Origin of the sequence: Pseudomonas rhizoryzae, from assembly GCF_005250615.1 — a bacterium.
In the GTDB taxonomy this organism is placed as follows: domain Bacteria; phylum Pseudomonadota; class Gammaproteobacteria; order Pseudomonadales; family Pseudomonadaceae; genus Chryseomonas; species Chryseomonas rhizoryzae.
Genome location: NZ_SULM01000004.1, coordinates 58285 through 84358, shown reverse-complemented (window position 1 = coordinate 84358; position 26074 = coordinate 58285). Strand labels below are relative to the sequence as shown.

At 64.1% G+C, this 26074-nt stretch carries 25 protein-coding genes and 1 tRNA gene; 14 read left to right on the top strand and 12 right to left on the bottom strand.

Annotated elements, in window-relative coordinates:
• Window positions 1–118 precede the first annotated feature (118 nt).
• Window positions 119–1006 (bottom strand): VOC family protein, encoded by an 888-nt coding sequence (locus tag FAZ11_RS06965; RefSeq protein WP_058773529.1) that lies wholly within the window; start codon window positions 1004–1006, stop codon window positions 119–121.
• Window positions 1006–1764, bottom strand: coding sequence for a serine acetyltransferase domain-containing protein (locus FAZ11_RS06960; protein ID WP_058773530.1), 759 nt, complete (start codon window positions 1762–1764; stop codon window positions 1006–1008). The genes FAZ11_RS06965 and FAZ11_RS06960 overlap by 1 nt, the downstream gene beginning before the upstream one ends.
• A 165-nt stretch (window positions 1765–1929) precedes the next feature.
• On the opposite strand from FAZ11_RS06960, the gene pdeM reads away from it, so the two are divergent.
• Entirely contained in the window at window positions 1930–2589 is a 660-nt protein-coding gene (gene pdeM / locus FAZ11_RS06955; RefSeq protein WP_058773531.1) for a ligase-associated DNA damage response endonuclease PdeM, read from the top strand.
• Between the two features lie 18 nt (window positions 2590–2607).
• Here pdeM and FAZ11_RS06950 read toward each other — a convergent pair whose 3' ends face one another.
• Complete coding sequence (locus tag FAZ11_RS06950; protein ID WP_058761015.1) at window positions 2608–2832, bottom strand: hypothetical protein; 225 nt, start codon at window positions 2830–2832, stop codon at window positions 2608–2610.
• 64 nt (window positions 2833–2896) lie between these two features.
• Window positions 2897–3778 (bottom strand): polyprenyl synthetase family protein, encoded by an 882-nt coding sequence (locus FAZ11_RS06945; protein WP_058773532.1) that lies wholly within the window; start codon window positions 3776–3778, stop codon window positions 2897–2899.
• A 135-nt stretch (window positions 3779–3913) separates the two neighbouring features.
• Between FAZ11_RS06945 and fni the strand changes: the two genes are divergently transcribed.
• The 6 genes from fni (at window position 3914) to FAZ11_RS06915 (ending at window position 10548) form a co-directional block, all read left to right on the top strand.
• A complete protein-coding gene (gene fni / locus FAZ11_RS06940) occupies window positions 3914–4963 on the top strand; it encodes a type 2 isopentenyl-diphosphate Delta-isomerase (protein WP_058773533.1) in 1050 nt (349 codons plus the stop codon).
• A 26-nt stretch (window positions 4964–4989) separates the two neighbouring features.
• Window positions 4990–6258 carry a nucleotide disphospho-sugar-binding domain-containing protein gene (locus FAZ11_RS06935; protein ID WP_058787330.1) on the top strand — a complete coding sequence of 423 codons (1269 nt, stop codon included), beginning with the start codon at window positions 4990–4992 and terminating at the stop codon, window positions 6256–6258.
• The gene (gene crtY, locus FAZ11_RS06930) at window positions 6221–7414 is read left to right on the top strand and encodes a lycopene beta-cyclase CrtY (protein WP_081320072.1); all 1194 of its coding nucleotides are present in this window, start codon (window positions 6221–6223) and stop codon (window positions 7412–7414) included. The genes FAZ11_RS06935 and crtY overlap by 38 nt, the downstream gene beginning before the upstream one ends.
• Window positions 7411–8913 (top strand): phytoene desaturase, encoded by a 1503-nt coding sequence (locus tag FAZ11_RS06925; RefSeq protein WP_058774009.1) that lies wholly within the window; start codon window positions 7411–7413, stop codon window positions 8911–8913. The genes crtY and FAZ11_RS06925 overlap by 4 nt, the downstream gene beginning before the upstream one ends.
• On the top strand, window positions 8910–9845 hold the full coding sequence (locus tag FAZ11_RS06920) for a phytoene/squalene synthase family protein (RefSeq protein WP_058774010.1): 936 nt from the start codon (window positions 8910–8912) through the stop codon (window positions 9843–9845). The genes FAZ11_RS06925 and FAZ11_RS06920 overlap by 4 nt, the downstream gene beginning before the upstream one ends.
• A gap of 172 nt (window positions 9846–10017) precedes the next feature.
• A complete protein-coding gene (locus tag FAZ11_RS06915) occupies window positions 10018–10548 on the top strand; it encodes a gluconate 2-dehydrogenase subunit 3 family protein (RefSeq protein ID WP_058774011.1) in 531 nt (176 codons plus the stop codon).
• A gap of 36 nt (window positions 10549–10584) precedes the next feature.
• Here the strand turns inward: FAZ11_RS06915 and FAZ11_RS06910 are convergent, their stop codons facing one another.
• From FAZ11_RS06910 to moaB, 4 genes are all read right to left on the bottom strand, one after another.
• Window positions 10585–11112 (bottom strand): sterol desaturase family protein, encoded by a 528-nt coding sequence (locus FAZ11_RS06910; protein ID WP_081320073.1) that lies wholly within the window; start codon window positions 11110–11112, stop codon window positions 10585–10587.
• 22 nt (window positions 11113–11134) lie between these two features.
• Window positions 11135–12079, bottom strand: coding sequence for a lipid kinase YegS (gene yegS / locus FAZ11_RS06905; protein WP_058774012.1), 945 nt, complete (start codon window positions 12077–12079; stop codon window positions 11135–11137).
• Between the two features lie 177 nt (window positions 12080–12256).
• Window positions 12257–13453 (bottom strand): molybdopterin molybdotransferase MoeA, encoded by a 1197-nt coding sequence (locus tag FAZ11_RS06900; RefSeq protein ID WP_058774013.1) that lies wholly within the window; start codon window positions 13451–13453, stop codon window positions 12257–12259.
• Entirely contained in the window at window positions 13450–13989 is a 540-nt protein-coding gene (moaB, locus tag FAZ11_RS06895) for a molybdenum cofactor biosynthesis protein B (protein WP_058761023.1), read from the bottom strand. Before moaB ends, FAZ11_RS06900 begins: the two co-directional genes overlap by 4 nt.
• 90 nt (window positions 13990–14079) lie before the next feature.
• Between moaB and mobA the strand changes: the two genes are divergently transcribed.
• From mobA to FAZ11_RS06875, 4 genes are all read left to right on the top strand, one after another.
• A complete protein-coding gene (gene mobA, locus FAZ11_RS06890) occupies window positions 14080–14658 on the top strand; it encodes a molybdenum cofactor guanylyltransferase MobA (protein WP_058774014.1) in 579 nt (192 codons plus the stop codon).
• 132 nt (window positions 14659–14790) lie between these two features.
• The gene (locus tag FAZ11_RS06885) at window positions 14791–15012 is read left to right on the top strand and encodes a YgdI/YgdR family lipoprotein (protein ID WP_058761025.1); all 222 of its coding nucleotides are present in this window, start codon (window positions 14791–14793) and stop codon (window positions 15010–15012) included.
• 76 nt (window positions 15013–15088) lie between these two features.
• A tRNA-Pro gene (locus FAZ11_RS06880) sits at window positions 15089–15165 on the top strand.
• 901 nt (window positions 15166–16066) lie between these two features.
• On the top strand, window positions 16067–17215 hold the full coding sequence (locus tag FAZ11_RS06875; RefSeq protein WP_137279576.1) for a tetratricopeptide repeat protein: 1149 nt from the start codon (window positions 16067–16069) through the stop codon (window positions 17213–17215).
• 9 nt (window positions 17216–17224) lie between these two features.
• On the opposite strand, the gene FAZ11_RS06870 is transcribed toward FAZ11_RS06875, so the two are convergent.
• The 4 genes from FAZ11_RS06870 to FAZ11_RS06855 form a co-directional block, all read right to left on the bottom strand.
• A complete protein-coding gene (locus FAZ11_RS06870) occupies window positions 17225–18106 on the bottom strand; it encodes a hypothetical protein (RefSeq protein ID WP_137279575.1) in 882 nt (293 codons plus the stop codon).
• Window positions 18107–18501: 395 nt separating this feature from the next.
• Window positions 18502–19122 carry a LysE family translocator gene (locus tag FAZ11_RS06865; RefSeq protein ID WP_058774015.1) on the bottom strand — a complete coding sequence of 207 codons (621 nt, stop codon included), beginning with the start codon at window positions 19120–19122 and terminating at the stop codon, window positions 18502–18504.
• A 106-nt stretch (window positions 19123–19228) separates the two neighbouring features.
• Window positions 19229–19717, bottom strand: coding sequence for a hypothetical protein (locus FAZ11_RS06860; protein ID WP_058761028.1), 489 nt, complete (start codon window positions 19715–19717; stop codon window positions 19229–19231).
• Between the two features lie 206 nt (window positions 19718–19923).
• Window positions 19924–20310 (bottom strand): response regulator, encoded by a 387-nt coding sequence (locus FAZ11_RS06855; protein WP_081320074.1) that lies wholly within the window; start codon window positions 20308–20310, stop codon window positions 19924–19926.
• Window positions 20311–20548: 238 nt separating this feature from the next.
• On the opposite strand from FAZ11_RS06855, the gene FAZ11_RS06850 reads away from it, so the two are divergent.
• The 3 genes from FAZ11_RS06850 (at window position 20549) to FAZ11_RS06840 (ending at window position 25951) form a co-directional block, all read left to right on the top strand.
• Window positions 20549–22153, top strand: coding sequence for a hybrid sensor histidine kinase/response regulator (locus FAZ11_RS06850; protein ID WP_058788173.1), 1605 nt, complete (start codon window positions 20549–20551; stop codon window positions 22151–22153).
• Between the two features lie 205 nt (window positions 22154–22358).
• A complete protein-coding gene (locus tag FAZ11_RS06845) occupies window positions 22359–23852 on the top strand; it encodes an ATPase domain-containing protein (RefSeq protein ID WP_058774017.1) in 1494 nt (497 codons plus the stop codon).
• Entirely contained in the window at window positions 23849–25951 is a 2103-nt protein-coding gene (locus FAZ11_RS06840; RefSeq protein ID WP_058774018.1) for a hybrid sensor histidine kinase/response regulator, read from the top strand. The genes FAZ11_RS06845 and FAZ11_RS06840 overlap by 4 nt, the downstream gene beginning before the upstream one ends.
• Window positions 25952–26074: the final 123 nt, after the last annotated feature.

The window sequence follows — 26074 nt, the reverse complement described above, 5'->3', positions numbered from 1 at the left end:
GTGACGACTGTCCTGACACGGCCATGCAGCCTAGCGAAGGTTCGCCGTAGCGACCACTCCTACAAGAACTCCAGACTCCCGCAGGAGCGGCCCATGGCCGCGATGATCCCTGCCCACCTCAGCGCTCGGCGAATTCCAGGATGACGTTGCCACAGTGCTCAGGCGCCACCTGCAAGCAACCGCCCCGCTCCATGCCTTCGATACCACTGGCGTTCAGCACCTCGCGCACCCGCGCCAGGCTCGCCACCGCCACGCGGATGGCGATGGCATGGGGCCGCTCGGCCCGCGCCTGCGGCAGGCCGACCGCGTCATACTCGGCGGCCGCCTGCTCAGGCGTAAGGGCCCGCAAGAGGCCGCAGCCGCTGTCGACCTGGATCGAGTCGCCGTTGTGCACTACTGCCGTCTCGCCATAGAGCAGGCGCCAGCGCGTGGCCAAAAGCCCGGGCTCGGCGGCCACGTAGGTCAGGGCGTCGATGCCCAGGGCGCCATTGGGATGCTGCTGCCAACCGGGTACCCAGATGAGTTCCGGGCGGTGCTGGTGGCAGATGAAATTGGATACGTCCGGCAACTGGTCGTCGAGGAACAGGCCGAGGGAGACCACCGCCTCGCCGGGGCTGCCATCGGGCAGGCGCATGGCCCGACGGAAATCGATGCGCCCCTGGCTGGCGAGGCCGCGCGCGACCAGCTCGGCATGGTCGCCGTCGCAATCGGTGCTGTGCAGCGCCACCAGGGACACGCCCTCCTCCCGCGCGAGGAATTCGCCAAGGCGCCGACCGAAGCAGAAGCCGTCCACCGCGCCGGTGCCGAATTTGGCGGGATCGGCCACACCGATCAATTCGATGAAGTTGCTGGGAAACATCATCAGGCTGGTGACGGTGCCCCAGGGGTGGTAGCTGATGGGCGAAGGGGCAAAGCCTAGGCGTTGATAGTTGGCCAAGGCGGCGGCGTGGTCTCGCACGCTGACCAGGGGATGATCGATACCGAAACGTCGTTGGGCCAGGGCCATTACAGTTCCTCCGCTGCTTGCAGCGCACCCAGCGCCGCGGGAACCGGCCCCAGGTCGCGTGCCGGTACGCCGCCTACTACCCGCCCTGGGGGCACGGGTCGGGTCACCACGGCGCCGGCCGCCACCAGGGCACCGGCACCTACCTCGATATTGCCGAGTACCGTGGCTCCGGCGCAGATCAGGGCGTCCCGGCGAATCTTCGGATGGCGATCACCGCTCTCGTTGAGGGTGCTGCCCAGGGTAACGCCGTGCCAGAGGCTGACCTCGTCTTCCACCACGGCTGTCTCGCCGATCACCAGGCCCAGGCCATGATCGACGAACAGGCCCTTGCCCAATTGGGCTGCCGGGTGCAGATCCAGGCCCCAGGCCGTGGCGCTCCAGTTTTGCAGCAGCACCGCCGCGTGACGCTCGCCGGCCAACCATAGCCGATGCGCCAACCGTTGGGCCTGGACGGCGAGGAAGCCACGGAATTCGAGAAAGCCGCAGAGTTCGTCCGGGCAGGCGGGATTGATGCGGGCCAGCCGCTCGAGATCGGCGCTCGCCGCGGCGAGAATGTCTGGATCGAGCAGTTCGGCGAACCAGCCCTGCAGCTCGACACCGGCGGCGGGTTGCGCCAGTCCCTGGGCCAGGCGATCGGCCAGGGCGGCGGCGAAGCAGTCGTGGCGCAATACCCGGGTTTCGAGATAGCCGGCCAGTCGCGGCATGCGCGCCGCCTGCTCTTGTGCCTGCTGGTACAGCCGTGTCCACAGTGCCGTCATAGACTCCGCTCCGGGTTGGGTCCTGGATTCCTTCGCTTGGAGTATGGTTTGCCCTTAGGCCCCCAACCAATAAGGAATCGCGGCGCCTGTGTTGCGCTAGACGCAACGCTGCTGAACCCTGAGCGCCTTGCATCATCAGAAGGGAAGTCAATCGTCGGATCCATCATGCCTGCCCATCACGTCCTTACTCTCGCCACTGTCGAACTCTGGCTGCTCGCGGAAAAAGCCATCTATTGGCCGGCGCGCCAGGCGCTGCTCGTAGCGGATATCCACTTCGGCAAGGCAGCGGCCTTTCGCGCCCTGGGCCAGCCGGTGCCCCATGGCACCACGGCAGGCAACATCGCCCGTTTGGACGGCTTGTTGGAGCGCTACGACTGTCGCGAGATCATCTTCCTCGGCGACTTCCTCCATGCCCCCGAATCCCGCGCGCCCCTGACCCTGGACACCCTGGAGCGCTGGCGCGAGCGCCAGTCTCGCCTGCGCATGCTGCTGATCCGCGGCAACCACGATAGGCGCGCGGGCGATCCGCCGGCGGCGCTGGGCATCGACGTGGTCGGTGAGCCGCTGGAGCTGGATGGTCTGTCGCTGCAACACGAGCCCGATCCCCACCCGCGCTTGCCGGTGTTGGCCGGGCATATCCATCCGGCGTTTCGCCTGCAGGGTCGCGGGCGCCAGGCGTTGCGCCTGCCCTGCTTCTGCCTGGAGAACGAAGAGGTGCTGATCCTGCCGGCCTTCGGCGATTTCACCGGTGGGTACCTGCTGGCGCCGGACCCGGCGCGCAAGATCTTTGTGGTGGGGGATGGCGGCATCTGGCCCCTGCGCTAGGGCCAGATGCCACGAGGATTAGCCTTCTTCGGTGATCCCGGTGATGGTGATCCCGTGGCGTTCCAGCAGGGCTACGGTGGGCTCGTCGTAGTCCCGCGGTACTTCGCTGTCGTCGTACTCTTCCAACGCATCGTCGCGCACGATCTGGGCAACGCGCTCCATGTCAGGTTTCTGGTCGGCTTCGATGGAAACCACCGAGGTGTTGCCATCAGTGTTGCTGTAGGCAATCTTCCACTTCGACATCTCAACGCTCCTCTCGAAAAAAGGCTATCGAGGGGTTAGACGATCCAAGCCTGGAGAATTCGCCTCAACGAGGACGAAAGACGATATCGAGCAACCCCGCCAGAGCCCCAGCAGCGCAACCGGCCTCGGCCAGGGCCTCGTGGGCCTGCCGCAGATGGCTCTGCAATTGGCGCTGGGCATGCTCGCGGCCGAGCAGGCTGACCAGGGTGGACTTGTCGCCATCCTTACCGGCGTCCTTGCCCAGGCCCTTGCCGTCGTCGAGATCGTCGAGCAGTTGGAAGGCCAGGCCCAGTTGGCAAGCGAAGACGTGGAAGGCCTCGCGCTGCTGGGCGGTGGTCACCAGGGTGGCACCGGCCATGCCCAGGGCGGCGGAGAACAGCGCGCCGGTCTTGAGCTGGTTGGTCAGGGCGATGGCATCGGCCGGACGTGCCTGGCGACCACCGTGCAGGTCGTGATACTGGCCGCAGACCAGCCCCGCCGTGCCGACCGCATCGGCCAATTGGCAGACCATCTGGGTGCGGGTCTCCGCGGGTACGCCGTCCAGCCCGGCGACCAAGCGCAGGGCATGGCTGAGCAGCGCCACTGCGGCCAGCATGGTGACGTCCTCGCCGTACTGGACATGCAGCGTGGGGCGGCCGCGGCGCAGGCGGGCGTTGTCCATGCAGGGCATGTCATCGAGGAACAACGACGCCGCATGCACCATTTCCACCGCACAGCCCAGGTCCAACACGGCCTCGTCCGGCTGCCCCAGGTCCTCGGCGGCCAGGATCATCAACAGCGGACGCAGCCGCTTGCCGGGCGCGAGGACGCCATCGCGAATGGCGGCAGCGACCGGATCATCACCGGCCGGTAATAGCTCTGCCAGGCGCTCGTCAATACGGGTACGCTGCCACTGCAAGGTAGCGGCAAAATTGTCTGTCGCGTTTGGCACTAATACGGTCGCCATGAGTCGAGATACTCCAGGTGAGGAACCGACGAACGGTCGACCCTCGGTGGATAGGTCCTTCGCGAAGCGAACCCGTTGTCCCCTACCAGACCACAACGACCGACGAAAGGTCATTCAGGGCGGACTCTAGAAGACATGGTGGATTGGGAACTGGCAAGTCGCAAGAACGACCATCTGGACATCGTGCTGGATCCCCACAAGGCGCGGAGCGCCGTCACCACGGGCTTCGATGACTATCGCTTCAGCCATTGCGCCCTGCCCGAACTGGACCTGGATCAGGTGGACCTGCGCAGCCGGCTGTTCGACCGCCCCCTGGCGGCGCCCCTGCTGATCAGCTCCATGACCGGCGGTCCAGAGCGGGCCGCGCTGATCAATCGCCATCTCGCCGAGGCGGCCCAGACCCTGGGCATCGCCCTGGCCGTCGGCTCCCAGCGCATCGCGCTGCAACAGGGCGGCGATCAGGGTTTGACCGGCGAATTGCGTCGGCTGGCCCCTGGCGTACCCTTGCTGGCCAACTTCGGCGCCGCGCAACTGGTGGCCGGCTATGGACTCGACGAAGCCCGCCGCGCCGTGGAGATGATCGAGGCGGATGCCCTCATCGTGCACCTCAATCCTTTGCAGGAAGCCGTGCAAGCCGGCGGTGACCGCGAATGGCGGGGCATCCTGGCAGCCCTGGAAAACCTGGTTACACATCTCGCCGTGCCGATCGTCGTCAAGGAGGTAGGCGCGGGCCTTTCGGGCCGCGTCGCTCGTCAATTGGCGGATGTCGGCGTAGCCGTGCTCGACGTGGCCGGTGCTGGCGGTACCAGCTGGGCCGCGGTGGAAGCCGAGCGTGCCCGTGACGATGGTCAGCGCGCCATTGCCCGCGCCTTCGCCGACTGGGGCATTCCCACCGCCGAAAGCCTGCGCCAGGTACGTGCGGCCTGCCCACAGGCGACGGTGATTGCCTCGGGCGGCATTCGCGATGGCATCGACGTGGCCAAGGCCATCCGTCTCGGCGCGGACCTCGCCGGGCAAGCCGCCGCCGCCCTTCCCGGCGCGACCCAGTCGAGCGAGGCGGTGATCGCGCATTTCCGCGTGGTGATCGAGCAACTGCGCATCGCCTGCTTCTGCACCGGCTCGGCCAATCTGGCCCAGTTGCGCCAGGCCGAGTTGCTGGACGCCACCGCGTCCCGGCGCCCATAGTGGCCGACACCCGACCGGACGCCGCCATGCATGTCGCTCTGATCTCGCCGCCGCTGCCGAGCCACCTGTCTACCCACCTGGTCCTGGGTGAGGCCCTCGTCGCGCTGGGCCATCGGGTCACCCTGCTGCACCAGGCGGACGTCGGCGAGCGGACACGCCCGGCCGGTATCGACTTCCAGGCCATAGGCGCGGATAGCCATCCACGCGGCAGCCTGGCACCAATCCTGGCCCGCACCGCCAGCCGCCAACCCTGGGCGGTATTCGGGGTGATCGCCGACATGGCGCGCAATACCGAGCTGTTTTGCCGCGAAGGCCCGGCCGCGCTGCGCGACCTGGGCGTCGACTGCCTGATCGCCGACCAGATGGAGCCCGCCGGCGGCCTGCTCGGCGAGCACCTCGGCCTGCCCTATGCGTCGCTGGCCTGCGCCGTGCCAATGAATCGCGAGCCCCATCTGCCCTTGCCCACCCTGCCCTTCGCCTATCCCAGCACCGAGCGGGACCGGCAGATCGTCCAGGGCGCGACCCAGGTGTTCGACCTGATGATGCGCGCCCAGGGCAAGGTCATCCAGCGCCACGCCCAGGCCTTCGGCCTCGGTGACCGGCGGACACTGGACGATTGCTTCTCGCCCCTTCTGCAACTGAGCCAGTGCCTGCCGGGTTTCGATTTCCCGCGGCGTGCGCCGCCGCCGAATTTCCATGAGGTCGGCCCCCTGCGCTCGCCCCGGGTCCAGCAGCAACGGTTGGCACTGGACATCGATCCGCGCCGGCCCTTCGTCTTCGCTTCCTTCGGCACCCTGCAGGGCGGACGCCTGCCGCTGTTCCGCCGCATCGCCCAGGCCTGTCGCCAACTGGACGTGCAGGTGCTGATCGCCCATTGCGGTCGCCTCGATGCCAACGCCGAGCGTCGCCTGCTGGACGACGGCGCGACCTGGGTCACCGATTTCGCCCCCCAGGAAGCCGCCATCGCCCGCGCCGACGCCGTCATCACCCACGGCGGCTTCAATACCGTGCTGGACGCCCTGGCCGCCGGCAAACCCATGCTGGCGCTGCCCATGGTGTTCGACCAACCCGGCATCGCCCGTCGCCTGGAGCGGGTTGGCGCCGGCCTGTGCCTGGCGCCGCGGCTGGCCAGCCGGGCACGAATCATTCAGGCACTCGGCGTGGTGCTGGCCGATCCCGATTATCGCCGGGCCGCCGAACGCTTCGTGCCCATCGCCGCAGCCGCCGGTGGCGTCGCCGCGGCGGCGCGCCTAGTCGATGGCCTGGCGCAACGAGGAGCTGACCGTGCGTCCTGAGCTGCTGATCGTCGGCGGCGGCCTGGCCGGCGGCTTGCTCGCCCTGCGCCTGGCCGAGACCCGTCCGGAAGTGGACTGGCGACTGGTGGAAGCCGAGCCACGCTTGGGCGGCAACCATACCTGGTCCTTCCACCAGCCGGACCTGACGCCGGCGCAACATGCCTGGATCGCGCCGCTGGTCGCCCATCGCTGGCCCGGCTACGAGGTGCGCTTCCCCCATCGCCGCCGTCACCTCGGCAGCGGCTATGCCAGCATCAGTGCCGAGCGTTTCGACGAGGTCCTGCGCACGCGGCTGCCGGCCGAGCGCCTGCTGCTGGGGCGCGCGGTGGCACGCCTGGAAGACGACGGCGTGGTCTTCGCCGATGGCTCAGCCATGCAGGCCAGCACGGTGATCGATGCGCGTGGGCCGCGCAGCGACCCGGCGCTCTGGCTGGGCTACCAGAAATTCCTCGGCCAGGAGGTGCGCCTCGCCCGTCCCCACGGCCTCGCCGAACCCATAGTGATGGACGCCACGGTCAACCAGCTGGATGGCTATCGCTTCGTCTACAGCCTGCCCCTGGCGCCGGATCGGCTGCTCATCGAAGACACCTACTACGCCGATGGCGAGAGTCTGCCGGTCGAGCGCCTGCGCCAACACCTCCGTGACTACGCCGATCACCAAGGCTGGGAAATCGCCGAGGTGCTGCGCGAAGAACAGGGCGTCCTGCCCATCACCCTCGGCGGCGACCTCGAACACTATTGGCGCAACGTCGAGGCCGGCGCCCCCATAGGGCTGGCAGCCGGCCTGTTCCACCCCACCACCGGCTACTCGCTGCCCGAAGCGGTGCAATTGGCCGAACACCTGGCCGCCCAAGCCTTCACCTCGACCGAGGCGCTGCGCCACAGCCTGCACGCCTACGCGCGGCGACGCTGGCAGCGCCAGGGCTTCTTCCGCCTGCTCAACCGCATGCTCTTCCTGGCCGGCCGCCCCGAGCATCGGGTGCGCGTCATGCAACGTTTCTATGGCCTCGCCGAACCGCTGATCCAGCGCTTCTATGCGGGTCGCCTCACTTCGTTCGATCGGCTGCGCATCCTCTCCGGCAAACCGCCGGTACCGCTGAAACCGGCGCTGGATGCCGCCCTGGCTCGTCCTCCTCAGTTCAAGGAAGCACCATGACCCAAGGTAACGCGCCCAAGCGGGCCATCGTCATCGGCGCTGGCTTTGGCGGTATCGCCCTGGCGATTCGCCTGCAATCCGCCGGCATCGCCACCACCCTCATCGAGGGCCGCGACAAGCCGGGCGGTCGCGCCTACGTCTATCACGACGCCGGCTTCACCTTCGACGCCGGCCCCACCGTCATCACCGATCCTTCGGCGCTGGAGGAACTCTTCGCGCTGAGTGGCAGGAAGATGAGCGACTACGTCGAGTTGCTGCCGGTCAGCCCCTTCTATCAGCTGTGCTGGGAAGACGGCACCCGCTTCGACTACGTCAACGACCAGGCCCGGCTGGACGAACAGATCCGCGCCCTGGAGCCGGACGACGTCGCCGGCTACCAGCGCTTCCTCGCCTATTCCCAGGCGGTCTTCGAAGAAGGCTATCTGCGCCTCGGTGCCAAGCCCTTTCTCAAGGTCGGCGACATGCTCGCCGCCGCGCCCAAGCTCGCCCAGCTCACCGCCTGGCGCAGCGTCTATACCCAGGTCTCGGGTTTCGTGAAGAACGAAAAACTGCGCCAGACCCTGTCGTTCCACACCTTGCTGGTGGGCGGCAATCCCTTCGCCACCTCCTCGATCTACGCGCTGATCCATGCGCTGGAGCGCAAGTGGGGGGTCTGGTTCGCCAAAGGCGGCACCCATCAACTGGTCCTGGGACTGCTGAAGCTCTTCGCCGACCTGGGCGGTGAGTTGCGGCTGAACGCACCGGTGGAGCGCATCCTCACCGAGGGCAATCGCGCCACCGGTGTCTGCCTGGCGGATGGCAGCCGGCTCGACGCCGACCTGGTGGCCTCCAACGCCGATGTGGTGCATACCTATCGCAAGCTGCTCGGCCATCACACCCATGGGGTGGTCGAGAGCAACAGGCTCAAGCGCAAGAGACACAGCATGTCGCTGTTCGTCATCCACTTTGGCCTCAACCAGCCGCCGGTGGGCCTGGAGCACCACATGGTCTGCTTCGGCCAGCGCTATCGCGGACTGATCGACGAGCTGTTCAAGGGCCCCGGCGTGCCCGACGACTTCTCGCTCTACCTGCACTCGCCCTGCGTCACCGACCCCTCCCTGGCGCCACCCGGCCAGAGCTCTCACTACGTCTTGGCGCCGGTGCCACACCTGGGCAATGCCGACGTCGACTGGAGCGTCGAAGGCCCGCGCCTGAGAGACAAGATCCTCGCCTACCTGGAAGAACGCTACATGCCGGGCCTGCGCGAGCACCTGGTCACCTCGCGCATCTTCACCCCGGCCGATTTCCGCCAGGAGCTGAACGCCCACCTCGGTTCGGCCTTTTCCCTGGAACCCATCCTCACCCAGAGCGCCTGGTTCCGGCCGCACAATCGCGATACTGTCATTCCCAACCTCTACCTGGTCGGTGCGGGCACCCATCCCGGCGCCGGCGTACCGGGCGTGGTGGGGTCGGCCAAGGCCACCGCCAGCGTCATCCTCGAGGAGCACGGCCAGCCATGACCGCCACGAACGACGTCGTCGACCACGCCGAACAGAGCATCGCCGTCGGCTCCAAGAGTTTTGCCGCCGCCGCCAAGCTGTTCGCCCCCGAGACCCGCGAGAGCGCGGTGCTGCTCTATGCCTGGTGCCGCCATTGCGACGACGTCATCGACGGCCAGGAACTGGGCCATGGCCAGGTCGACGGCGACCGGCGCGCCGGCCAGGCACGGCTGGCCGAGCTGGAACGCCTGACCCGGGCCGCCTACACCGACGAGCCCCTGAGCGACCCGGCCTTCGCCGCCTTCCAGCGCGTGGTCAAGCGCCACGGCATCCCCCTGGCGTTGCCGCTGGACCATCTGGCCGGCTTTCGCATGGACGTGGAAGAGCGAGTCTATGTGGAGCTGGAAGACACCCTGGAGTATTGCTACCACGTCGCCGGGGTGGTGGGCGTGATGATGGCGCGCATCATGGGCGCCACAGACGAGGAAACCCTGGATCGCGCCTGCGACCTGGGCCTGGCCTTCCAACTCACCAACATCGCCCGCGACATCGTCGAGGACGCCCGCATCGGCCGCATCTACCTACCCCGGCAGTGGCTCGACGAACTCGGCGTGCCGGCTGCCGAGCTGGCGGAACCCCAGCACCGCGCGGCCGTGGCGCAACTGGCCGAACGCCTGGTGCGACTCGCCGAGCCCTACTACGACTCGGCGCGCCAGGGCATCGCCGCCCTCCCCCTGCGCTCGGCCTGGGCCATCGCCACCGCCCGCGGCGTCTATCGCGAGATCGGCGTACACGTACTGCAACTAGGTGCCCATGCCTGGGACCAGCGGGTCAGCACCAGCACCGCCGACAAGCTGCGGCTGGTCTGTCGCGGTGCGGCCCGCGCCATGCTCTCCCGGCACCAGCGCAACGAGCCGCGCCCAACCGAACTCTGGACCCGACCGCGCCGCTGACGTCGGCCGTCGCGTGGCAGTCACATTTGTGCGCACCTTGGGGGTGCACGCCAGCAAACTTTTATGCGATAAACGGGTCAGATTAAAGCGACCCCACGCGGGACGCGGATGGATGGATGCCTGAGCCAGAGGGCCGCATCCGGTAGTCAGCCTAAGAGTATGGGATTTGCACATGCACAAGACGGAAACGGCTGTTTCGCACGCTAGCTTCGCTGCCTCCTCTTCAGTACTTGCCCTTGGCCTTTCCGGTAACGCGCAGTCCGGCTACAAACCCGAATTCTTCAACGCCACCCAGTGGCGTACCCTGGTCGCCCTATGCGTCCACCTGCAGGCCGACAGCGAGCAGGCCGATACCCGCCTGCCCGAATTCATCGACCGCCACATGCTCACCCCCTATGCCCATGGTGATCGCTCCAACATCGTCGATCCCTTCGACGAGCAGGCCCAGGTCCAGCAGGGCGCCAACCTGCGCGATCTGCTGCGCGATGGCCTGGCCGTGGTGGATGCCTATTGCCTGGACCGCCTGGGCGTCGGCTTCGCCGAGCTGGCCGCGGGTGAACAGGCCGAGGTGGTGAGCGCCGCCGCTGCGGGCACCCTGAATCCGCCGGCCAAGGAATTCATCGACCTGCTGCGCAACGAAAGCGAGCGCAGCCAGTACGCCCATTCGCTGTTCGCCGCCTACGACACTCCCGCCGTCGCCTGATCCTTCGGTAGCGCCTCTACGGAGGCGCGCCCTCTTCTATTCCAACCCCTCTTTCACTGGCTCACGGGCCTTGCGTTCGCGCGAGGAATCCAGGGCGCCACCGTGAATCTCGCGCAGCTGTCGCTTGAGTCTCTGGGTGGAAGGCGCCAGCAGAAAGCCGAACGATACACAGCCCTCGCGCCCATCGACCGCGTGATGCATGCGGTGCGCCTGATAGAGCCGCTTGAGATAGCCGCTGCGGGGCACGTAGCGGAACGGCCAGCGCTGATGCACCAGGCCGTCGTGGGCGATGAAGTACAGCAAGCCATAGAGCGTCATGCCCGCGCCTATCCATTCCAGGCGCCAATAGCCGGCGTTGCCCAGGGCGATCAGCAGGATCGCCAGGCCAGCGAAGACGACGGCGTAGAGATCGTTCTTCTCGAACCAGCCCGTGCGCGGCCGATGGTGCGACTCATGCCAGCCCCAGCCCCAGCCGTGCATGATGTACTTGTGCGACCACCAGGCGAAGCCCTCCATGCCCGCCACGGTCGCCAGCACGATTCCCGCATTGATCAGTAGCTCCAACGTTACCTCCGCGGGCGCTTGGTCAGGATGTCACCGCCGGTTCGGTCAAGGTGCCGGCGGTGGCGCCCAGCAGAGGCGAATCCACCGGCAGGTGGACTTGCAGGATACCCGGACGCACTTCGAATCTCACCCGGTCGCGCTTGACCGGCTCGCCGTCGAGATTCATGTCCAGCCCCTCGGCCGCTTCCAGCTCGACCCAGGGCAGACGCGCCCGGATGAACATCTCCTCGGTGCTGAACCCCTTGCTGAGAAACTCTCCGAGGGTGCCGAGTACATCCTGGGACGCCGGTAGGATACCGACGTCGAGCAGACCGTCGTTGACCAGGGCGGTGGGACAGAGCACATGGCCGCCGCCAGCCTGGCGACCATTGCCGATGCCAAGGGCGAGGAATTCGCCTTCCCATTCGAAACCCGGACCGCGGAAACGGCCATTGGCCGAGTGCACCTCGGCGAAGCGGGTCAGGCCGGTGAGCAGATAAGCGGCGCCGCCGAGCAGGCGCTTGAGTTCACCCGGCGTGTTGGCGGTGACCTGGGAGCCGAAGCCACCGGTCGCCATGTTGAGGAACAGCTGGCCGTCGGCCGCCACCAGATCGATGGTACTGACCGGCCCGTCGAGCAGCGCCAGCGCGGCCGCCGGCTCCAGCGGTACCCCGGCGGCATTGGCGAAGTCATTGGCGGTGCCCAGCGGCAACAGGCCGAGGCGCGCCTGAGAGTGATTCTGAGCCATGGCCTCGGCGACCGCGCGCAGGGTGCCATCGCCACCCGCCGCGACCAGGGTGCCATAGCCTTCCCGGGTGGCCTGCTCGACGAAACGGGCCGCATCCTGTTCTTCCCAGGTCACCCGCACGTCGATGCGATGACCGGCTTCGCGCCGTTCGAGGATCGCGGCGCGGACCTCTTCGTTACCGGTTTCCTTGCCATTGAGGATGACCAGGGCTGCGTCAGCCAGGGTGCCTGTAGTCGTCATGAGCGTCGTCCAAGGTTGGCTCTGCGCGGCGAGATGCCACGTCAGGCGCCGGGCAGCGCCCGGCATGCGATTCTGCAGACTAGGACTGTGGGCCGCCGGCCACGGTTCAGTCGCGCCGGCCGGCTCGCTGGGCTTTGGCGGAAAAGTGTCGCCGCGCGGCAACTTTTCCGCCGGGCGCTAGGCCTTGAACAACTCCGCCAGCGGTATGAAGCGCACCGGATCGCCGACGCCGAAGGTGCGATCCTCGCGGATCTCCACCAAGCCGTGGGCCCAGGCCGCCGTCTGCAGCACATTGGAACCCTGGTTGCGATGGGGCACCGCGCGCCCCTCTTCGAGACGCGCCCGCTGGTATTCGCGGCGGGCCCCGCCGCGGGGCCAGTCGAAACCGGCCGGCACCTCGATACTCAAGGGCGCTACGTCGATCTTGCCGGCCCGGCGCAGCAGGTAGGGCCGCGCCAGCAAGCCGAAGGTCACCAGGGTCGACGCCGGGTTACCCGGTAGGCCGATCACCGGCATGCCGCGGAAGCGCCCGCAGGTCAGCGGCTTGCCCGGCTTGAGCGCCAGCTTCCAGAGGGTCAGCTCGCCCGCTTCGCGCAACGCCTGGCCGAGAAAATCGGCCTCGCCCACCGAAACGCCACCAGTGGAGAGGATGAGATCGGCCTGCAGCGACGCCAGCCGGGTACGGGTCTGCTCCAGGTCATCCGGCAGGATGCCCTGGTCCGACACCTCGCAGCCCAGGCGCTTCAGCCAACTGATTAGCAGGGCCCGATTGCTGTTGTAGATCTGCCCCGGCCCCAAGGGCTGGCCGGGCACGACCAGTTCGTCACCGGTCGAGAGTACCGCGACCCTGGGACGCCGATAGACGTCGAGCCGGGCGCGACCGAGGGAGGCGGCGACACCCAGTTCAACCGGCCCAAGGGCCGTACCGGCCGACAGCACCTCGTCCCCGACCTTCACCTCGTTGCCACGGCGCCGGATGTTGCGCGCCGGACGCAAGGCTTCGAGGAAACGCACCCGACCATCGTCCTGTACCTCGGTGTTTTCCTGCATCTCCACGCAGTCGGCACCCGCCGGTATCGGCGCGCCGGTAAAGATCCGCGCGCAGGTGCCCGGCTCCAGCGGCGCGGGCGCCTGGCCGGCGAAGATACGCTGGGAGACCCGCAGCGGCTCGCCTTGCCAGTCGTCCAGCCGCAGGGCGTAGCCGTCCATGGCACTGTTGTCCCAGGGCGGCAGATCCAGGTCGGCGATCAGCGGCGCGGCCAGGATGCGGCCGTCGGCCTCTTCCAGGGCGACGCGCTCCTGGGGCAAGGGGCCGTCTTCGGCGGCCATGGCCAGTAGCCGGGCCAGCGCCTCTTCGAGGGACAGCAGGCTCATCCGCGCGGCCCGCAAGGCTCGGCCTGCTTGAGATGGGGCACGAAGTTGCACGGGCGATGACGGTTATCCAGCTGCTCGCCGAGGATGCCGTCCCAGGCGGTGCGGCAGGCATTGGTGGAACCGGGCAGGCAGCAGACCAGGGTGCCGTTGGCGAGCCCGGCCAGGGCGCGGGACTGCACCGTGGAGGTGCCGATGTCGGCCACGGAAATCTGCCGGAACAGCTCGCCGAAGCCATCCACCTGCTTGTCCAGCAGGCAGGCCACGGCTTCGGGAGTGCTGTCGCGGCCGGTGAAGCCGGTGCCGCCGGTGATCAGCACCACCTGGACCTGCTCATCGGCGATCCACTGGGCGACCTGGGCGCGGATCTTGTAGAGATCGTCCTTGAGCAGCACGCGCGCGGCGAGGAAGTGGCCGGCGGACTCCAGGCGGTCGACGAACAGCTGACCCGAGGTATCGTTGTCGAAGGTACGGGTGTCACTGACCGTCAACACGGCGATGTTCAGCGGTACGAAAACCGCCTCGGCTTTGTGGCTCATCTGATCGATCCAAGGCTAGGATTAAAGGTCGTGTTATAGCACAGGCCCCGCCTGCCCTCCGTCGACCTCTCCGCTTGCCACAGGTTCGCCATGCCCCCGTTGCCCGATACATCCATCCTCATCCTCGCCGGTGGCCGCGGGCAGCGCATGGGTGGGCGCGACAAGGGCCTGGTGGAATGGCAGGGCCAGCCCTTGGTCGCCCATGTGCAGCGCGCGGTACGGACGCTCACCGACGATCTGGTCATCTCCTGCAACCGCAACGCCGAGCGCTACGCCCAGTGGGCCGACCAGATAGTGGCCGACGAGGAACCGGACTATCCCGGCCCCCTGGCCGGCATCCTGGCTGGACTGGCCGCGAGCCGGCATGCCTGGGTTCTACTGCTGCCCTGCGATGCGCCCCGTCTCGATGCCGCCCTCGCCCAGCAACTGCTGGCGGCCGCCCAGGCGAGCCAGGGGCCGGTCATGGCCTGCCAGGGCGGCTACTGGCAGCCGTTGTTCACCGCCCTGCCCCGGCAGCTGCTGCCCGCGCTGCGCAGCGCCTGGGCCCAGGGTGAACGCAGCCCGCGCGGCGCGCTGCTGCCCCTGGGGCTCACTGCCGTCGACTTCGCCGAGGACGATCCACGCCTGGCCAACTTCAACGATCCCACGGCGCTGGAAAGACCCATCTAAAGGCTCGCGCCGTCATCTGGGCGCAGGTGGGTCCGTTCCACCGTGGTTGCGTGACCGCGCGGTTCCGGGACGAACTCACCCCCTCACCCGCGGTCCTAAGCCCGCTTGGTTGCCAAGAAAGGAGACCGCCCCATGAACAAGCATCTGCTCCCCGCCGCCCTGCTGGTCGTTGCCAGCGCCCTGCTCGCCGGCTGCTCCACGCCCAGCGTCATCACCCTCAACGATGGCCGCGAGATCCAGGCCACCGACACGCCGAAATACGACGAAGACTCGGGCTTCTATACCTTCAAGCAGCTCGACGGCAAGCCGACCCGCATCAACAAGGACCAGATCCGTACCATCAAGGAACTGTGATTCCCGCCCGGCGCGTTTTTTTCGCCTAACCCCTTGTGCTTGCATGAGTTTTAGGTAGAATGCGCGCCATCCATTACGGAGCGTAGCGCAGTTTGGTAGCGCGTCTCGTTCGGGACGAGAAGGTCGCTGGTTCGAATCCAGTCGCTCCGACCAAATCCGATCCACCAGGATCACCCCAAGGCCCGCCTAGTGCGGGCCTTGTCGTTTCTGGGTGTTTTCTACGGGTGCCGGTCTTTCCGAGCCTTGATCCCTGCAATCGGAAACCTGGACCAAAGCCAGGTAACGGAAAGGCAAACAGCAGGCGCCCTCGCCTCTTACATCCTCCTCTTCATCGATGGACGCGATTACCGTCTGCCCTGTTTTGACGGAGGCGTTCTGCACTTCCTATTGCGGACTGAACCGCAAGCGAGCCGAGGCATTGGCGCTATTAAGAGCGGCAAGGCCAGCAGCACAACGCCTAGCTGTTCCTGGCCGGCGACAGGCCGCCTACGGGCGGCCTTTTCGTACCCGGCCACCGAGGGCCACGTCGATGCGCTGCGCGCCTTGCAAGGAGTCTGATCAGATCAGACTCCTTGCCTGCTGGATGCAGAGCTGCGCCTGTGGAGCGTCACAGGCTGCGGAGCCAACTGGCTGCACCGATCAGCCCTGCCCTGGCCAGCGAAAGGCTGACGGCGGCGACGCGTGGAGGAGTCAGGGCGGCCAGTCCCACACCTTGGCCGCCAGAGGCCGCGCCGGAGGGCTCTGCACCCGGCGCGCGCCGTTGTCCCCCCGCCACACCTGCGGGCTAAATAGGTCACTTTTTCTGCACCCCCTGCAGTCAGCGGAAGCCACTTGTGGCATAGCATAAGGGGTAGCTTGATAAGGCTAAAATTACCTGCAAAACCCTGCAGCAAAGGTCTTTTTTGCAGGCAGCTACTTAGAAGCAGCGACTAGACGTCAACAGAAACATCTGACACGCGACAACCGGCAGCATAAATTTCCGAGATCTGCTTGCAACCGCGGCGCCATCCAGCTGTAGTTTGAAAGCAACGCCATGCCTGAAAAGAAAGGTTAAGTGCGCAGTGCGTCAACACTCGAAGAATCTAGCAAACCAAAAGGTTTAAATCTGAAAATGGAAGCACTATGGAAATTGCTCGAAAAGCCAATAAGCTGCTTATTTAATCTAGGAAACTTACTAGAAGAATGGGTGAAAGAGAATGGATTCTGGTATCAACTTACACTATCTTTGTTTTCAGCCACCATTTTCTTCATAGCATTCAACTGGCTGCCAAATCATATCAGACTGAAAAAAATTCGACCTATTATAAATCAAGAACTCTATCATCTGAAGAATGAAATTTTCTTTATCTATGACACTATTTTGCGCGACAACAGGCATAGCCCTAGCAACCTACAAGATCTGATAGTATCGGGTGAATTAAAAAGGAAAGATCTAAAGATAGGAGTCCAAAACAAGTGTTTTTCCGAGCATTATCTATACGACGCCAATGTTGCACAGCATCTAGTGCCAATAGGTAAATTTTTGAAAGAAGCGATTTATACTTGTGAATTAAAAATTGACAAGATACTAGGGCTTCATGAATTTTCCACACCAACAGAATTGATCTTACTAGAGAATATCAGATCCCACCTTCGCACTTACAGAATTGAGCTGACCCCTCCGGAATATAGGCCTGTTGTTTCAAGCTGTTATTATCTAGAAGGGTCGCTATATCTTCTTTATAGCGAATTCACAAGATTACAAAAGTTAGTCTATTCTATAGACCCCCAAAATGACCAAATGGCGATTTCGAAAGCCACTTACCTATTGCACACAAGAAAATATGAAAAGTGTATAAAGAACTCAAAGAAATTCTCCAAAGAGCACCCTGACTGGACCGAATATTATGAGCTATTAATAGCTGAATGCTACTACAAGCTTGGTAAGATAAAAAAATGCAAAAGCATATTAACCAAAACATACGCTCGAATATCGAAAAATGGTTCGAACCTTGTCTCATATAGAAACTACTTAAAAGTATACTCACGCAACGCTGAGCTACGCCATGCTATCGAAAAAAACTTTTCATCTGCGAACATAGCAGAGTGCCTGGCCGTATTTAATAATGAGCAAGCAGCATTCGACAACTACATAAAGAGAAACATTGAGCTGTCAAAATATTTCGCATCTATAACTACTAGTGTCACGGCTGTCGCAGACTAGCCTTGGACTTCAATCGGGTAAATTTTCTGTGACTGGAAGAGAGTATGGCAATCTAGATAAACCTCCGAGATCATGCTCAATCTTTCTCACTTGATCTATAGGTATCTCTAGGAAACCTTTATCTGGCGATAAATAAACGATAAACGATTCATTACTACGTATCATCAACCCACCTGCTATAGTTTCTGTTTTTTCACCGTATCCAGAAGTTGTAATTCGCACGTTTAGCCCACCACCATAACCTAGAAACCTCAAAGCTTCAGCGTACTTCGCAGGGTTAAATATCAAACTAGCGACATACAAAAAATAAGCAACAATAAAGGCGACCGCGAACCACCACACTGCTTGCGGATTAAAAACCGAGTACGAGACTCCCAACGCTATTAAGATCGCCGGGACGTAGTACCCGTACCAAGACCAAAACTCATCAGTAGAATCATTTAAATATATAATCACTGAGAGATACAATAGGGAGATTACGCTTAGCAAAGTTCCACGCCAAAGAAAAGCTTTAAAGGTGCGCGCCTTCAGAAAATCTCTCTGGCGCTTTGCAATAGCTTTGAATTCAATAGTTTCAAAAAGCTTTAGAGCATACTCCGAAAATATAAATTTAAGTACCGACCTAATTACCAAAACAACAGAGCCAAACAGCAAAGAGCAAGTCAACAAAAATACAAAACTACCGAAAGCTACTGCTGGTTTCAGATAAGGGATACCCTCGAGCGGAGGCCTAAACCCGTAATGCACTGCATAGTAATATGTGCCGTACTCACTCAAATATCCGATCAACCCCGAACTACCAATCGCCCCAGCCAGTGCAGCAATTAAGAATTTTAAAGGCAAAGACCAAAAGGCCCATTTTTTTACCTTATCAATTAAACCTTCACTCAATCCCTCGACTCCTAAAAAAGCACGACACTTGGCCTGCCAATTTTGCCAGCAAAATTACTAAGCGGCTGACCCCTTCGATTTAGATATTACAGAATTTTGGAGCGGCTAGAGACGCCTTGGTCAAGGCTTTGCCCTAACACGTTTTTGGAAAACACGGCAAAGCCAAAACCCGCATTCCCGACCACATGTCTCTGGACGCCGTGTATGCCAGCGTGTATGCCATACCCTTTCAGCCAATATAAAACCCAGAAAAAATGCAGCCTCCAGCCGATAGTATTGACGTAGTCGCTCGACCAAATCTGACCCGCTAGGATCACACCCAAGGCCTACCCCGTGCAGGCCTTGTCGTTTCTGATAGTTTCCCCTAACGCTCCTGACAAAAGCCCAGCCCTCCCCTACCTCCTACTCACCACCAACCGCACCGCAAACACCAGAAAGACCACACCTGCCGTCCGATCCAGCCAGCGGATCACCGTCGCCTTGCGCAGCACCTCCCCTAGCGAACGCGTAGCGCCGATCAGGGTGAGGGACCAGAGCAGCCCCAGCACCACATGGATGGCGACCAGGCCGAAGGTCCAGGCGATCAGTGGTTGGTCCTGGGGAATGAATTGCGGGAGGAAGGAGACGTAGAAGATGCCGACCTTGGGATTGAGCACGTTGCCGAGCATGCCCCTGAGCAACCAGTTAGCAGCGGTGCCCTGCTCCGCCGAGGCGCTGGTGAAGGTGGTGCGCGGGCGCAGCAGCAGGTTCAGGCCCAGCCAGCAGAGGTAGGCGGCGCCGCAGTACTTGAGCAGGGTGTAGGCCAGCTCCGATACGGCCAACAGCGCGCCCAGGCCGAAAGCCACGGCGGCGCCCCAGAGCAGGCAGCCTAGGTTGATGCCCAGGGCCGCGCGCCAGGCCTGGGCGCGGCCTTCGACGGCGGCGGTGCGCAGTACCAGCGCGGTATCCAGGCCCGGCGTGAGGGTGAGCAGCGCGGCCGCGAGGGTGAAGGCGAGGAGATTGTCGGCGATGGACATGGCGGGGCTCGTTGCGGCGGTGGCGCCGCAACGGTAGCACGGGATAACAGCAGGATTGGCCTTGAGCCTAGCCATCAGGCCGCCCGGAGGCGGCCTGGCGGTCGCTTCAACCCGCGGCGCGGAAGGCGAGCTCGTTCTCGGCGATGTAACGGGCAGCGGCCCGGCGCGCTTCGGGTTCGAACGCCTGGGGATGGCGGTCGACGAGGCGCTCCAGGGTGCCACGTGGGATGCCATCGGCTTCGAAGTCGGTGCGGCAGAGCAAGGCGCCGGCATGGCAGACATTGCGCTCGACCGCCTCGATCAGGCCACTCAGGCGCACGCTCTTGACGATGTTGTGCGGCAACCGGCGACTGCGGCGGAGGGCTGCGGTGGCGGTGGTCAGAACGTCGAGGATTTCATCTTCGACCGGACTGAAGGGACCGTTGCCGAGCTTACACTTCTGTTGCAGGTAACGCCGGGAGAGCAGATGCCCTTGGCGTTCCAGGGCTTCGCGTGCCGCCAGGTCCAGGCGCCCACGGCTTTCCAGGCTGCGCTCCAGCGCAATGAGAAATTCCCAATCGGTAATCTGACTAATCTGGGTGATGACTGCGTCCATGAAGCGCTCCTTGCCAGTCGGGAATAGATGGCAAATTGATAGTGTTCAGGACATTTGGTTCCAGGCTCGAACGACTTGCCGACGAACGTCATATCATCTGGCCATTGTTGCCCCGGTGTAGCGCACCAAAGGCACCGGAACGGGGCGATCGCGCCGTTTTGCGAGGAGGTAATCGCGGGGAAAAGACGTCTGTTGGCGGTAGGAGGTTAGCGACGCGGCAGCAGGCTCTCGACCAGTTGGCGCAGATCGGCCACACCCCAGGGCTTGGGCAGGAAGGCAGCGCGGCGCGGCAGGACGGCAAGGTCCTGGTCGATGTAGCCGGAGATGATGATGAAGGGCACCGTCGGCCAGCTGGCGGCGGCCAGTTGCGCAAAGGCCAGGCCATCCAGGATGCCCGGTACGTTCACATCAGCGATGACCAGCTTGGTATCGCCGCTGTGGGTGTCCATATGAGCCAGGGCCTCGTCGCTGGAGGCGACGGCGACGACGTCCAGCCCCTGTTCGGTGAGGACTTCGGTCAGCAGCTCACGCTGCCCCGGATCGTCTTCCAGAACAAGGATTTGTCTTTGTACGTCAGGGCTTCTCGGCTTCATGGCAGCTCTGACATCGGATGAGTGCAAGATTCTCCGTGGACTTCCCTAACGGTCGCCTGGGACGAGTGAGCGGTACGCTGGCAACTGGCCGGCAAAGCCTCGCGCCGCCTGGCTTTCAGCCCGACAAGGGCGACCTAGAGGCGCTCGAGCGCGACGTCGATGAAGTTTTTTGGCCGCCGGGTTGTCTCACGGCCAAGACGCCCATTTGCCGCGCAAGGATCCCGCATACGTGAGCCAGATGCCCAAGTCCCGCAAGGCGCGGGTCGACAATTCAGCGACAGGCGATATTTCGCACCAGGGCAAGAACATTTTCTTCGCCGCCGTGGAAACCACGCGGATGCCGATGCTGGTGACCGACCCGTCGCAGCCGGACAATCCGATCATCTTCGCCAACAACGCCTTCATCGAGATGACCGGCTACCAAGTGGACGAACTGATCGGGCAGAACTGCCGCTTTCTGCAGGGTCCTGAGACCGATCGCGCGGTGGTCAGCCAGATTCGCGAGGCGGTGGAGCAGAAGCGCGAGTTGTCGGTGGAGATCATCAACTACCGCAAGGATGGCTCGACCTTCTGGAACGCGCTGTTCATCTCGCCGGTGTACAACGATGCGGGCGAGCTGATCTACTTCTTCGCCTCCCAACTCGACGTCAGCCGGCGCCGCGATGCCGAGGATGCCTTGCGCCAGGCGCAGAAGATGGAGGCCCTGGGGCAGCTCACCGGTGGTATCGCCCACGACTTCAACAATCTGCTGCAGGTGATGATGGGCTACATCGACATCATCCAGCGTACCGCCGAGAAGCCCAGCTTCGATCAGGAGCGCATCCTGCGCAGCGCCACCCATGCCAAGTCGGCCGCCGAACGGGCCAGCACCCTCACCCAGCAGTTGCTCGCCTTCTCGCGCAAGCAGAAGCTGGAGGGTCGGGTGCTTAATCTGAACAACCTGATCCGTACCTCCCACGAGCTGGCCGAACGCACCCTGGGCGACGTGGAAATCCGCACCCAGCTGGACCCCCACCTGTGGAACTGCCGGATCGACCCGACCCAGGCCGAGGTCGCGCTACTCAACATCCTGATCAACGCCCGCGATGCCCTGGCGGATCGTCCCAAACCCAGCGTGGGGATCGAGACGCGCAACGTCGAGGTCCGCGAGCTGGCCAATATGTCCTATGACGGCCTGATGCCCGGTCGCTACGTCAGCCTGGCCGTCACCGACAATGGGCATGGCATGCCGGCCAGCATCCGGGATCGGGTGATGGACCCCTTCTTCACCACCAAGGAGGAAGGCAAGGGTTCGGGCCTGGGGCTGTCGATGGTCTATGGCTTCGCCAAGCAATCCGGCGGTACGGTGCGCATCTATTCGGAAGAAGACGTCGGCACCACCCTGCGCCTGTATTTCCCGGTGGACGATAGCCACATCACCTATCAGCAACAGGAACAGCGCTCCGACCGCCGCAGCGGCACCGAACGCATCCTGGTGGTGGAAGATCGGCCGGATGTCGCCGACCTGGCCAAGCTGGTGCTGGAAGACTATGGCTACACCGCGCAGATCGCCAGCAATGCCAGCGAAGCCTTGCGCATCCTGCGCGAGAGCGAGCAGCCGTTCGACCTGGTGTTCACCGACCTGATCATGCCGGGAGGCATGAATGGCGTGATGCTGGCCCGCGAGGTCAAGCGACTGTACCCGGACACCAAGGTGCTGCTCACCACCGGCTACGCGGAAAATTCCCTGGAGCGTACCGATATTGGCGGCTCGGAATTCGAGGTGATCTCCAAGCCCTACATTCCCAACGATCTGGCGCGCAAGGTACGGCGAGTGTTGGACGGCCCGAACGGCGTTACCTGAACCGAGCGGTGGCTGTCGCGGATGACGGAGGATATCGGCACAGTCAGCGCCGGTGGGAAAGTGGCCTGGCGCGACTTGTCGTATTAGACTGACAATTAGCACGCCGCGGGTCCTGTCGCCGTCGCCTGTTGCGAGTCGGGACCCACGTTCTCGCCCCAGGTGTGTCCTGCCCCTTCGTTTCCGCTGCCGCGAGGTCCGCTCATCCATGAAGTCCCCCAGCCAGTCAATTATCGCGACCGGCAATCCCGGTCTGGACGGGGTGTTGCGTGGCGGCCTGCCGAAAGATCGCCTTTACCTGTTGGAAGGCACCCCGGGCTCGGGCAAGACGACCCTGGGCCTGCAGTTTCTCTTCGAAGGGGTGCGCCAGGGGGAGTCGGTACTCTACATCACCCTCTCGGAAACCAGCGAAGAACTGCAGAGCGTGGCCGAATCCCACGGCTGCAGCCTGGAGGGCGTGCACCTGTTCGAATTGTCCGCCGCCGACGCGGTACTCGGCGGCGCGCAGGAGCAGACCATCCTGCATCCCTGGGAGTCGGAACTGGGCGATACCATCGAGTTGATCCAGGCCCGGGTGGACGAAATCAAGCCCAGCCGCCTGGTATTCGATAGCCTGTCCGAGATGCGCCTGCTGGCGCAGGACCCACTGCGCTATCGGCGCCAGGTGCTGGCTCTCAAGCACTTCTTCACCGGGCGTGGCCTTACCGTCTTGCTGGTGGATGACCTGACCACCAGCAGCGGCGAGCGGGACAATCACTTGCATAGCCTCTGCCATGGGGTCCTGACCCTGGAGCGCCTGACCCTGGACTTCGGCGCCGCCCGCCGGCGCCTGCAGGTGCAGAAACTGCGCGGTGTGGACTTCATCGCCGGCTATCACGACTTCACCATCCGCCGCGGGGGCTTGGAGGTCTATCCGCGCATGATCGCGGCGGGACGCCACCAGGACTTCGCCGACGAACCCGTACCCAGCGAAATTCCCGACCTGGACGCCCTGCTGCATGGCGGACCGCTGCGCGGCACCAGCACCCTGATCAGCGGCCCGGCCGGTACCGGCAAGACCACCCTGGCCCTGCAGTACGTGATGGCCGCCTGCGCCCGGGGCGAGCGTTGCGCCGTCTATGAATTCGACGAGCGCATCGGCACCCTGTTGAAGCGGGCGGAAAGCATGGGGATGCCACTGCCTCGCTATATCGAGGAAGGCCTGCTGGTGGTCCACCAGATAGCGCCCGCCGAGCTCTCTCCCGGTGAATTCGCCTGGCGCGTACGGCGGGACGTCGAGGAACACGACTGCCGCATGCTGGTGCTGGACAGTCTCAACGGCTACCTCGCCGCCATGCCGCAGGAACAGCAGCTGATCCTGCAGATGCACGAACTGCTCTCCTACCTCAGCCAATCCGGGGTAGTGACCTTTCTCATCAATCCCCAGCACGGCCTGGTCGGTTCGATGACCTCCAGTCTCGATATCTCCTACATCGCCGACACCGTGGTGCTGATCCGCTTCTTCGAAGCCCATGGGCGCCTGCGCAAGGCGATTTCCATCCTCAAGCACCGCGGTGGCGGTCACGAGGATGCGATCCGGGAATTGCGCATCGATACCCGGGGTATCCGGGTGGGCCAACCCCTGACGGACTTCCGCGGTGTCCTGACCGGTACGCCGGAATACTTCGGTGCCACGCAACCCCTGATGGAACAGCGCGATTGACCGAGACAGCGGCGCCGTCCTGCGAGCTCATCATCTGCGCACCGCTGCGAGGTGACGCAGCCAGCCTGCAGCGGCTATTCACCCAGGGTTACCACACCCGTTACCTGAGCAGCCTCGACGAGGTGGCGGCCGCCCTGGGCGACGAGACCGGGATCATCGTGTTCACCGAGGAAGCCCTGCGGCAGAACATGGGCGCCCTGACGGGTGCGCTGGAGCGGCAGCCGACCTGGTCGGACATCCCGCTGGTGCTGCTGGCCTCCGACGCCAAACGCTCGGGCCGGGGCAATGATCTGCTGCGCCAGCAGTTGCCCGCGGCGGCGACCAACGTGGTGATTCTGGAACGCCCCTTGAGCGGCGCTTCCCTGCTCAGCAGCGTCGCCGCCGCCTGGCGCTCGCGCCTGCGCCAGTTCGAGATGCGCGATCGCCTCAGCGAACTCGCCCAGGAGCGCGAGCGCATGCAGACGCTGCTGGAGAATCTGCCGGTCGGGGTATGCTTCATGGACCGAGAGGGCCGCACGCTGGTCAGCAATCCCTTCTACGAGCAGCATGTACCCGGTCAGCGTATCCCCTCCCGGCAACCCCAGGAAGCGGCGCGCTGGGCAGCGCTCGACAGTACCGGGCAACTGCTGCCGCCCGATCAATTTCCGGGCGCGCGGGCCTTGCGCGGGGAGCGCGTCCGGGGCCAGGACTTCTATCACACCACGGCCGACGGGGCGGAATCCTGGCTGCGCGTGAGCGCGGTGCCCTTGCATGACGACGCCCAGCGGATCATCGGGGCGACCACGGTGATCGCCGACATCAGCGACGAGAAGCGCGCGGAACTGGCCTTGCGGCGCTTCAACGAAGAGCTGGAGGTCCAGGTACAGGAGCGCACCCGGACCCTGGCGCTCACGCTCAGCGAGCTGCAACGGGAAACCGCCGAGCGCAGCCGCGCCGAAGAGCAGTTGCGCCAGTCGCTGAAGATGGAAGCGGTCGGTCAGCTCACCGGGGGTATCGCCCACGACTTCAACAACATGCTGACCGGTGTGCTGGGTGCCCTGGATCTGATGAGGATCAAGGGCAAGGGCCAGTTGGCAGGGCTGGAGCGCTACATGGAGGCAGCCCAGCACTCGGCGCACCGGGCGGCGGCCCTCACCCAGCGCTTGCTGGCCTTCTCGCGTCGGCAGTCGCTGGAATCGCGGCCGATGTCCGCCAACGAACTGATCCTGGCGCTGCAGGAGCTGCTGCAACGCACCGTGAGCGAACAGATTTCGGTGACGCTGGAATTGGGCGCCGACCTGCCCTGGATCCTGGCCGATGCCAATCAGCTGGAGAACGCCCTCCTCAACCTGGTGATCAATGCCCGTGATGCCATGCCGGACGGCGGGATCATCACCCTCGCGACCGCCCTGGTGACCTGCACCGAACAGGGTCCCGAGGACGATGCCCTGGCGCCGGGCGACTATGTCTGCATCGAGGTCCGGGATACCGGGACGGGCATCCCGGAGCGCTTGCTGGACAAGGTGCTCGAACCCTTCTTCACCACCAAGCCCCAGGGCCAGGGGACCGGCCTGGGCCTGTCGATGGTCTATGGCTTCGCCCGGCAGAGCAACGGCCGCCTGACCATCGCCAGCGATGCGACGGGGACGCGGATCCGCGTCTACCTGCCGACGGCGGAGCAGCGCCGCGAGGCGCCACGAGCCGCGCCTAGCGAATTCACCCAGGGCGCCGGGGAGACCATTCTGTTGGTCGAAGACGACGATGCCGTGCGCCTGGTCAACCAGGAGGCGCTGGAAGCCCTGGGCTATCAGGTCTGGAGTGCGGCCGAAGGCAAGGCCGCACTGCGCCTGGTGGAGCAGCTACCCCAGCTGGACTTGCTGGTGACCGATGTCGGCCTGCCGGGCCTGAATGGCCGCCAGTTGGCGGAGGTGATCCAGCAGCTCAGGCCACGCTTGCCGGTGCTGTTCCTGACCGGCTACGCCGAGGGCGCCCTGAGTAGGACGGCTTTCCTGGGTGGTAACATGGAGCTCATGACCAAGCCATTCACCCTGGACCAGCTGGCCGCGCAGGTGGCCGCCATGCTGTCCGGGTCAGCCCGGCGGGTGACGGCGCCCTCCTGAGGTTCTGTACGAAAAATCGCCGAGCGAAGGTCAGGCGAGGCCTAGGCGGCCCCGCGAAAAAGGCTGAGGAAGCGGACCGGGCTCGCGAACGAGTTTACGAGCGGTAAATGAGCATTGCGACGG

Bases quoted from the DNA above. Each gene is read 5' to 3' on its own strand.
- FAZ11_RS06965 (WP_058773529.1), bottom strand. From the start codon at position 1,006: ATGGCCCTGGCCCAACGACGTTTCGGTATCGATCATCCCCTGGTCAGC.
- FAZ11_RS06960 (WP_058773530.1), bottom strand. From the start codon at position 1,764: ATGACGGCACTGTGGACACGGCTGTACCAGCAGGCACAAGAGCAGGCG.
- pdeM (WP_058773531.1), top strand. From the start codon at position 1,930: ATGCCTGCCCATCACGTCCTTACTCTCGCCACTGTCGAACTCTGGCTG.
- FAZ11_RS06950 (WP_058761015.1), bottom strand. From the start codon at position 2,832: ATGTCGAAGTGGAAGATTGCCTACAGCAACACTGATGGCAACACCTCG.
- FAZ11_RS06945 (WP_058773532.1), bottom strand. From the start codon at position 3,778: ATGGCGACCGTATTAGTGCCAAACGCGACAGACAATTTTGCCGCTACC.
- fni (WP_058773533.1), top strand. From the start codon at position 3,914: ATGGTGGATTGGGAACTGGCAAGTCGCAAGAACGACCATCTGGACATC.
- FAZ11_RS06935 (WP_058787330.1), top strand. From the start codon at position 4,990: ATGCATGTCGCTCTGATCTCGCCGCCGCTGCCGAGCCACCTGTCTACC.
- crtY (WP_081320072.1), top strand. From the start codon at position 6,221: ATGGCCTGGCGCAACGAGGAGCTGACCGTGCGTCCTGAGCTGCTGATC.
- FAZ11_RS06925 (WP_058774009.1), top strand. From the start codon at position 7,411: ATGACCCAAGGTAACGCGCCCAAGCGGGCCATCGTCATCGGCGCTGGC.
- FAZ11_RS06920 (WP_058774010.1), top strand. From the start codon at position 8,910: ATGACCGCCACGAACGACGTCGTCGACCACGCCGAACAGAGCATCGCC.
- FAZ11_RS06915 (WP_058774011.1), top strand. From the start codon at position 10,018: ATGCACAAGACGGAAACGGCTGTTTCGCACGCTAGCTTCGCTGCCTCC.
- yegS (WP_058774012.1), bottom strand. From the start codon at position 12,079: ATGACGACTACAGGCACCCTGGCTGACGCAGCCCTGGTCATCCTCAAT.
- FAZ11_RS06900 (WP_058774013.1), bottom strand. From the start codon at position 13,453: ATGAGCCTGCTGTCCCTCGAAGAGGCGCTGGCCCGGCTACTGGCCATG.
- moaB (WP_058761023.1), bottom strand. From the start codon at position 13,989: ATGAGCCACAAAGCCGAGGCGGTTTTCGTACCGCTGAACATCGCCGTG.
- mobA (WP_058774014.1), top strand. From the start codon at position 14,080: ATGCCCCCGTTGCCCGATACATCCATCCTCATCCTCGCCGGTGGCCGC.
- FAZ11_RS06885 (WP_058761025.1), top strand. From the start codon at position 14,791: ATGAACAAGCATCTGCTCCCCGCCGCCCTGCTGGTCGTTGCCAGCGCC.
- FAZ11_RS06865 (WP_058774015.1), bottom strand. From the start codon at position 19,122: ATGTCCATCGCCGACAATCTCCTCGCCTTCACCCTCGCGGCCGCGCTG.
- FAZ11_RS06860 (WP_058761028.1), bottom strand. From the start codon at position 19,717: ATGGACGCAGTCATCACCCAGATTAGTCAGATTACCGATTGGGAATTT.
- FAZ11_RS06855 (WP_081320074.1), bottom strand. From the start codon at position 20,310: ATGAAGCCGAGAAGCCCTGACGTACAAAGACAAATCCTTGTTCTGGAA.
- FAZ11_RS06850 (WP_058788173.1), top strand. From the start codon at position 20,549: ATGCCCAAGTCCCGCAAGGCGCGGGTCGACAATTCAGCGACAGGCGAT.
- FAZ11_RS06845 (WP_058774017.1), top strand. From the start codon at position 22,359: ATGAAGTCCCCCAGCCAGTCAATTATCGCGACCGGCAATCCCGGTCTG.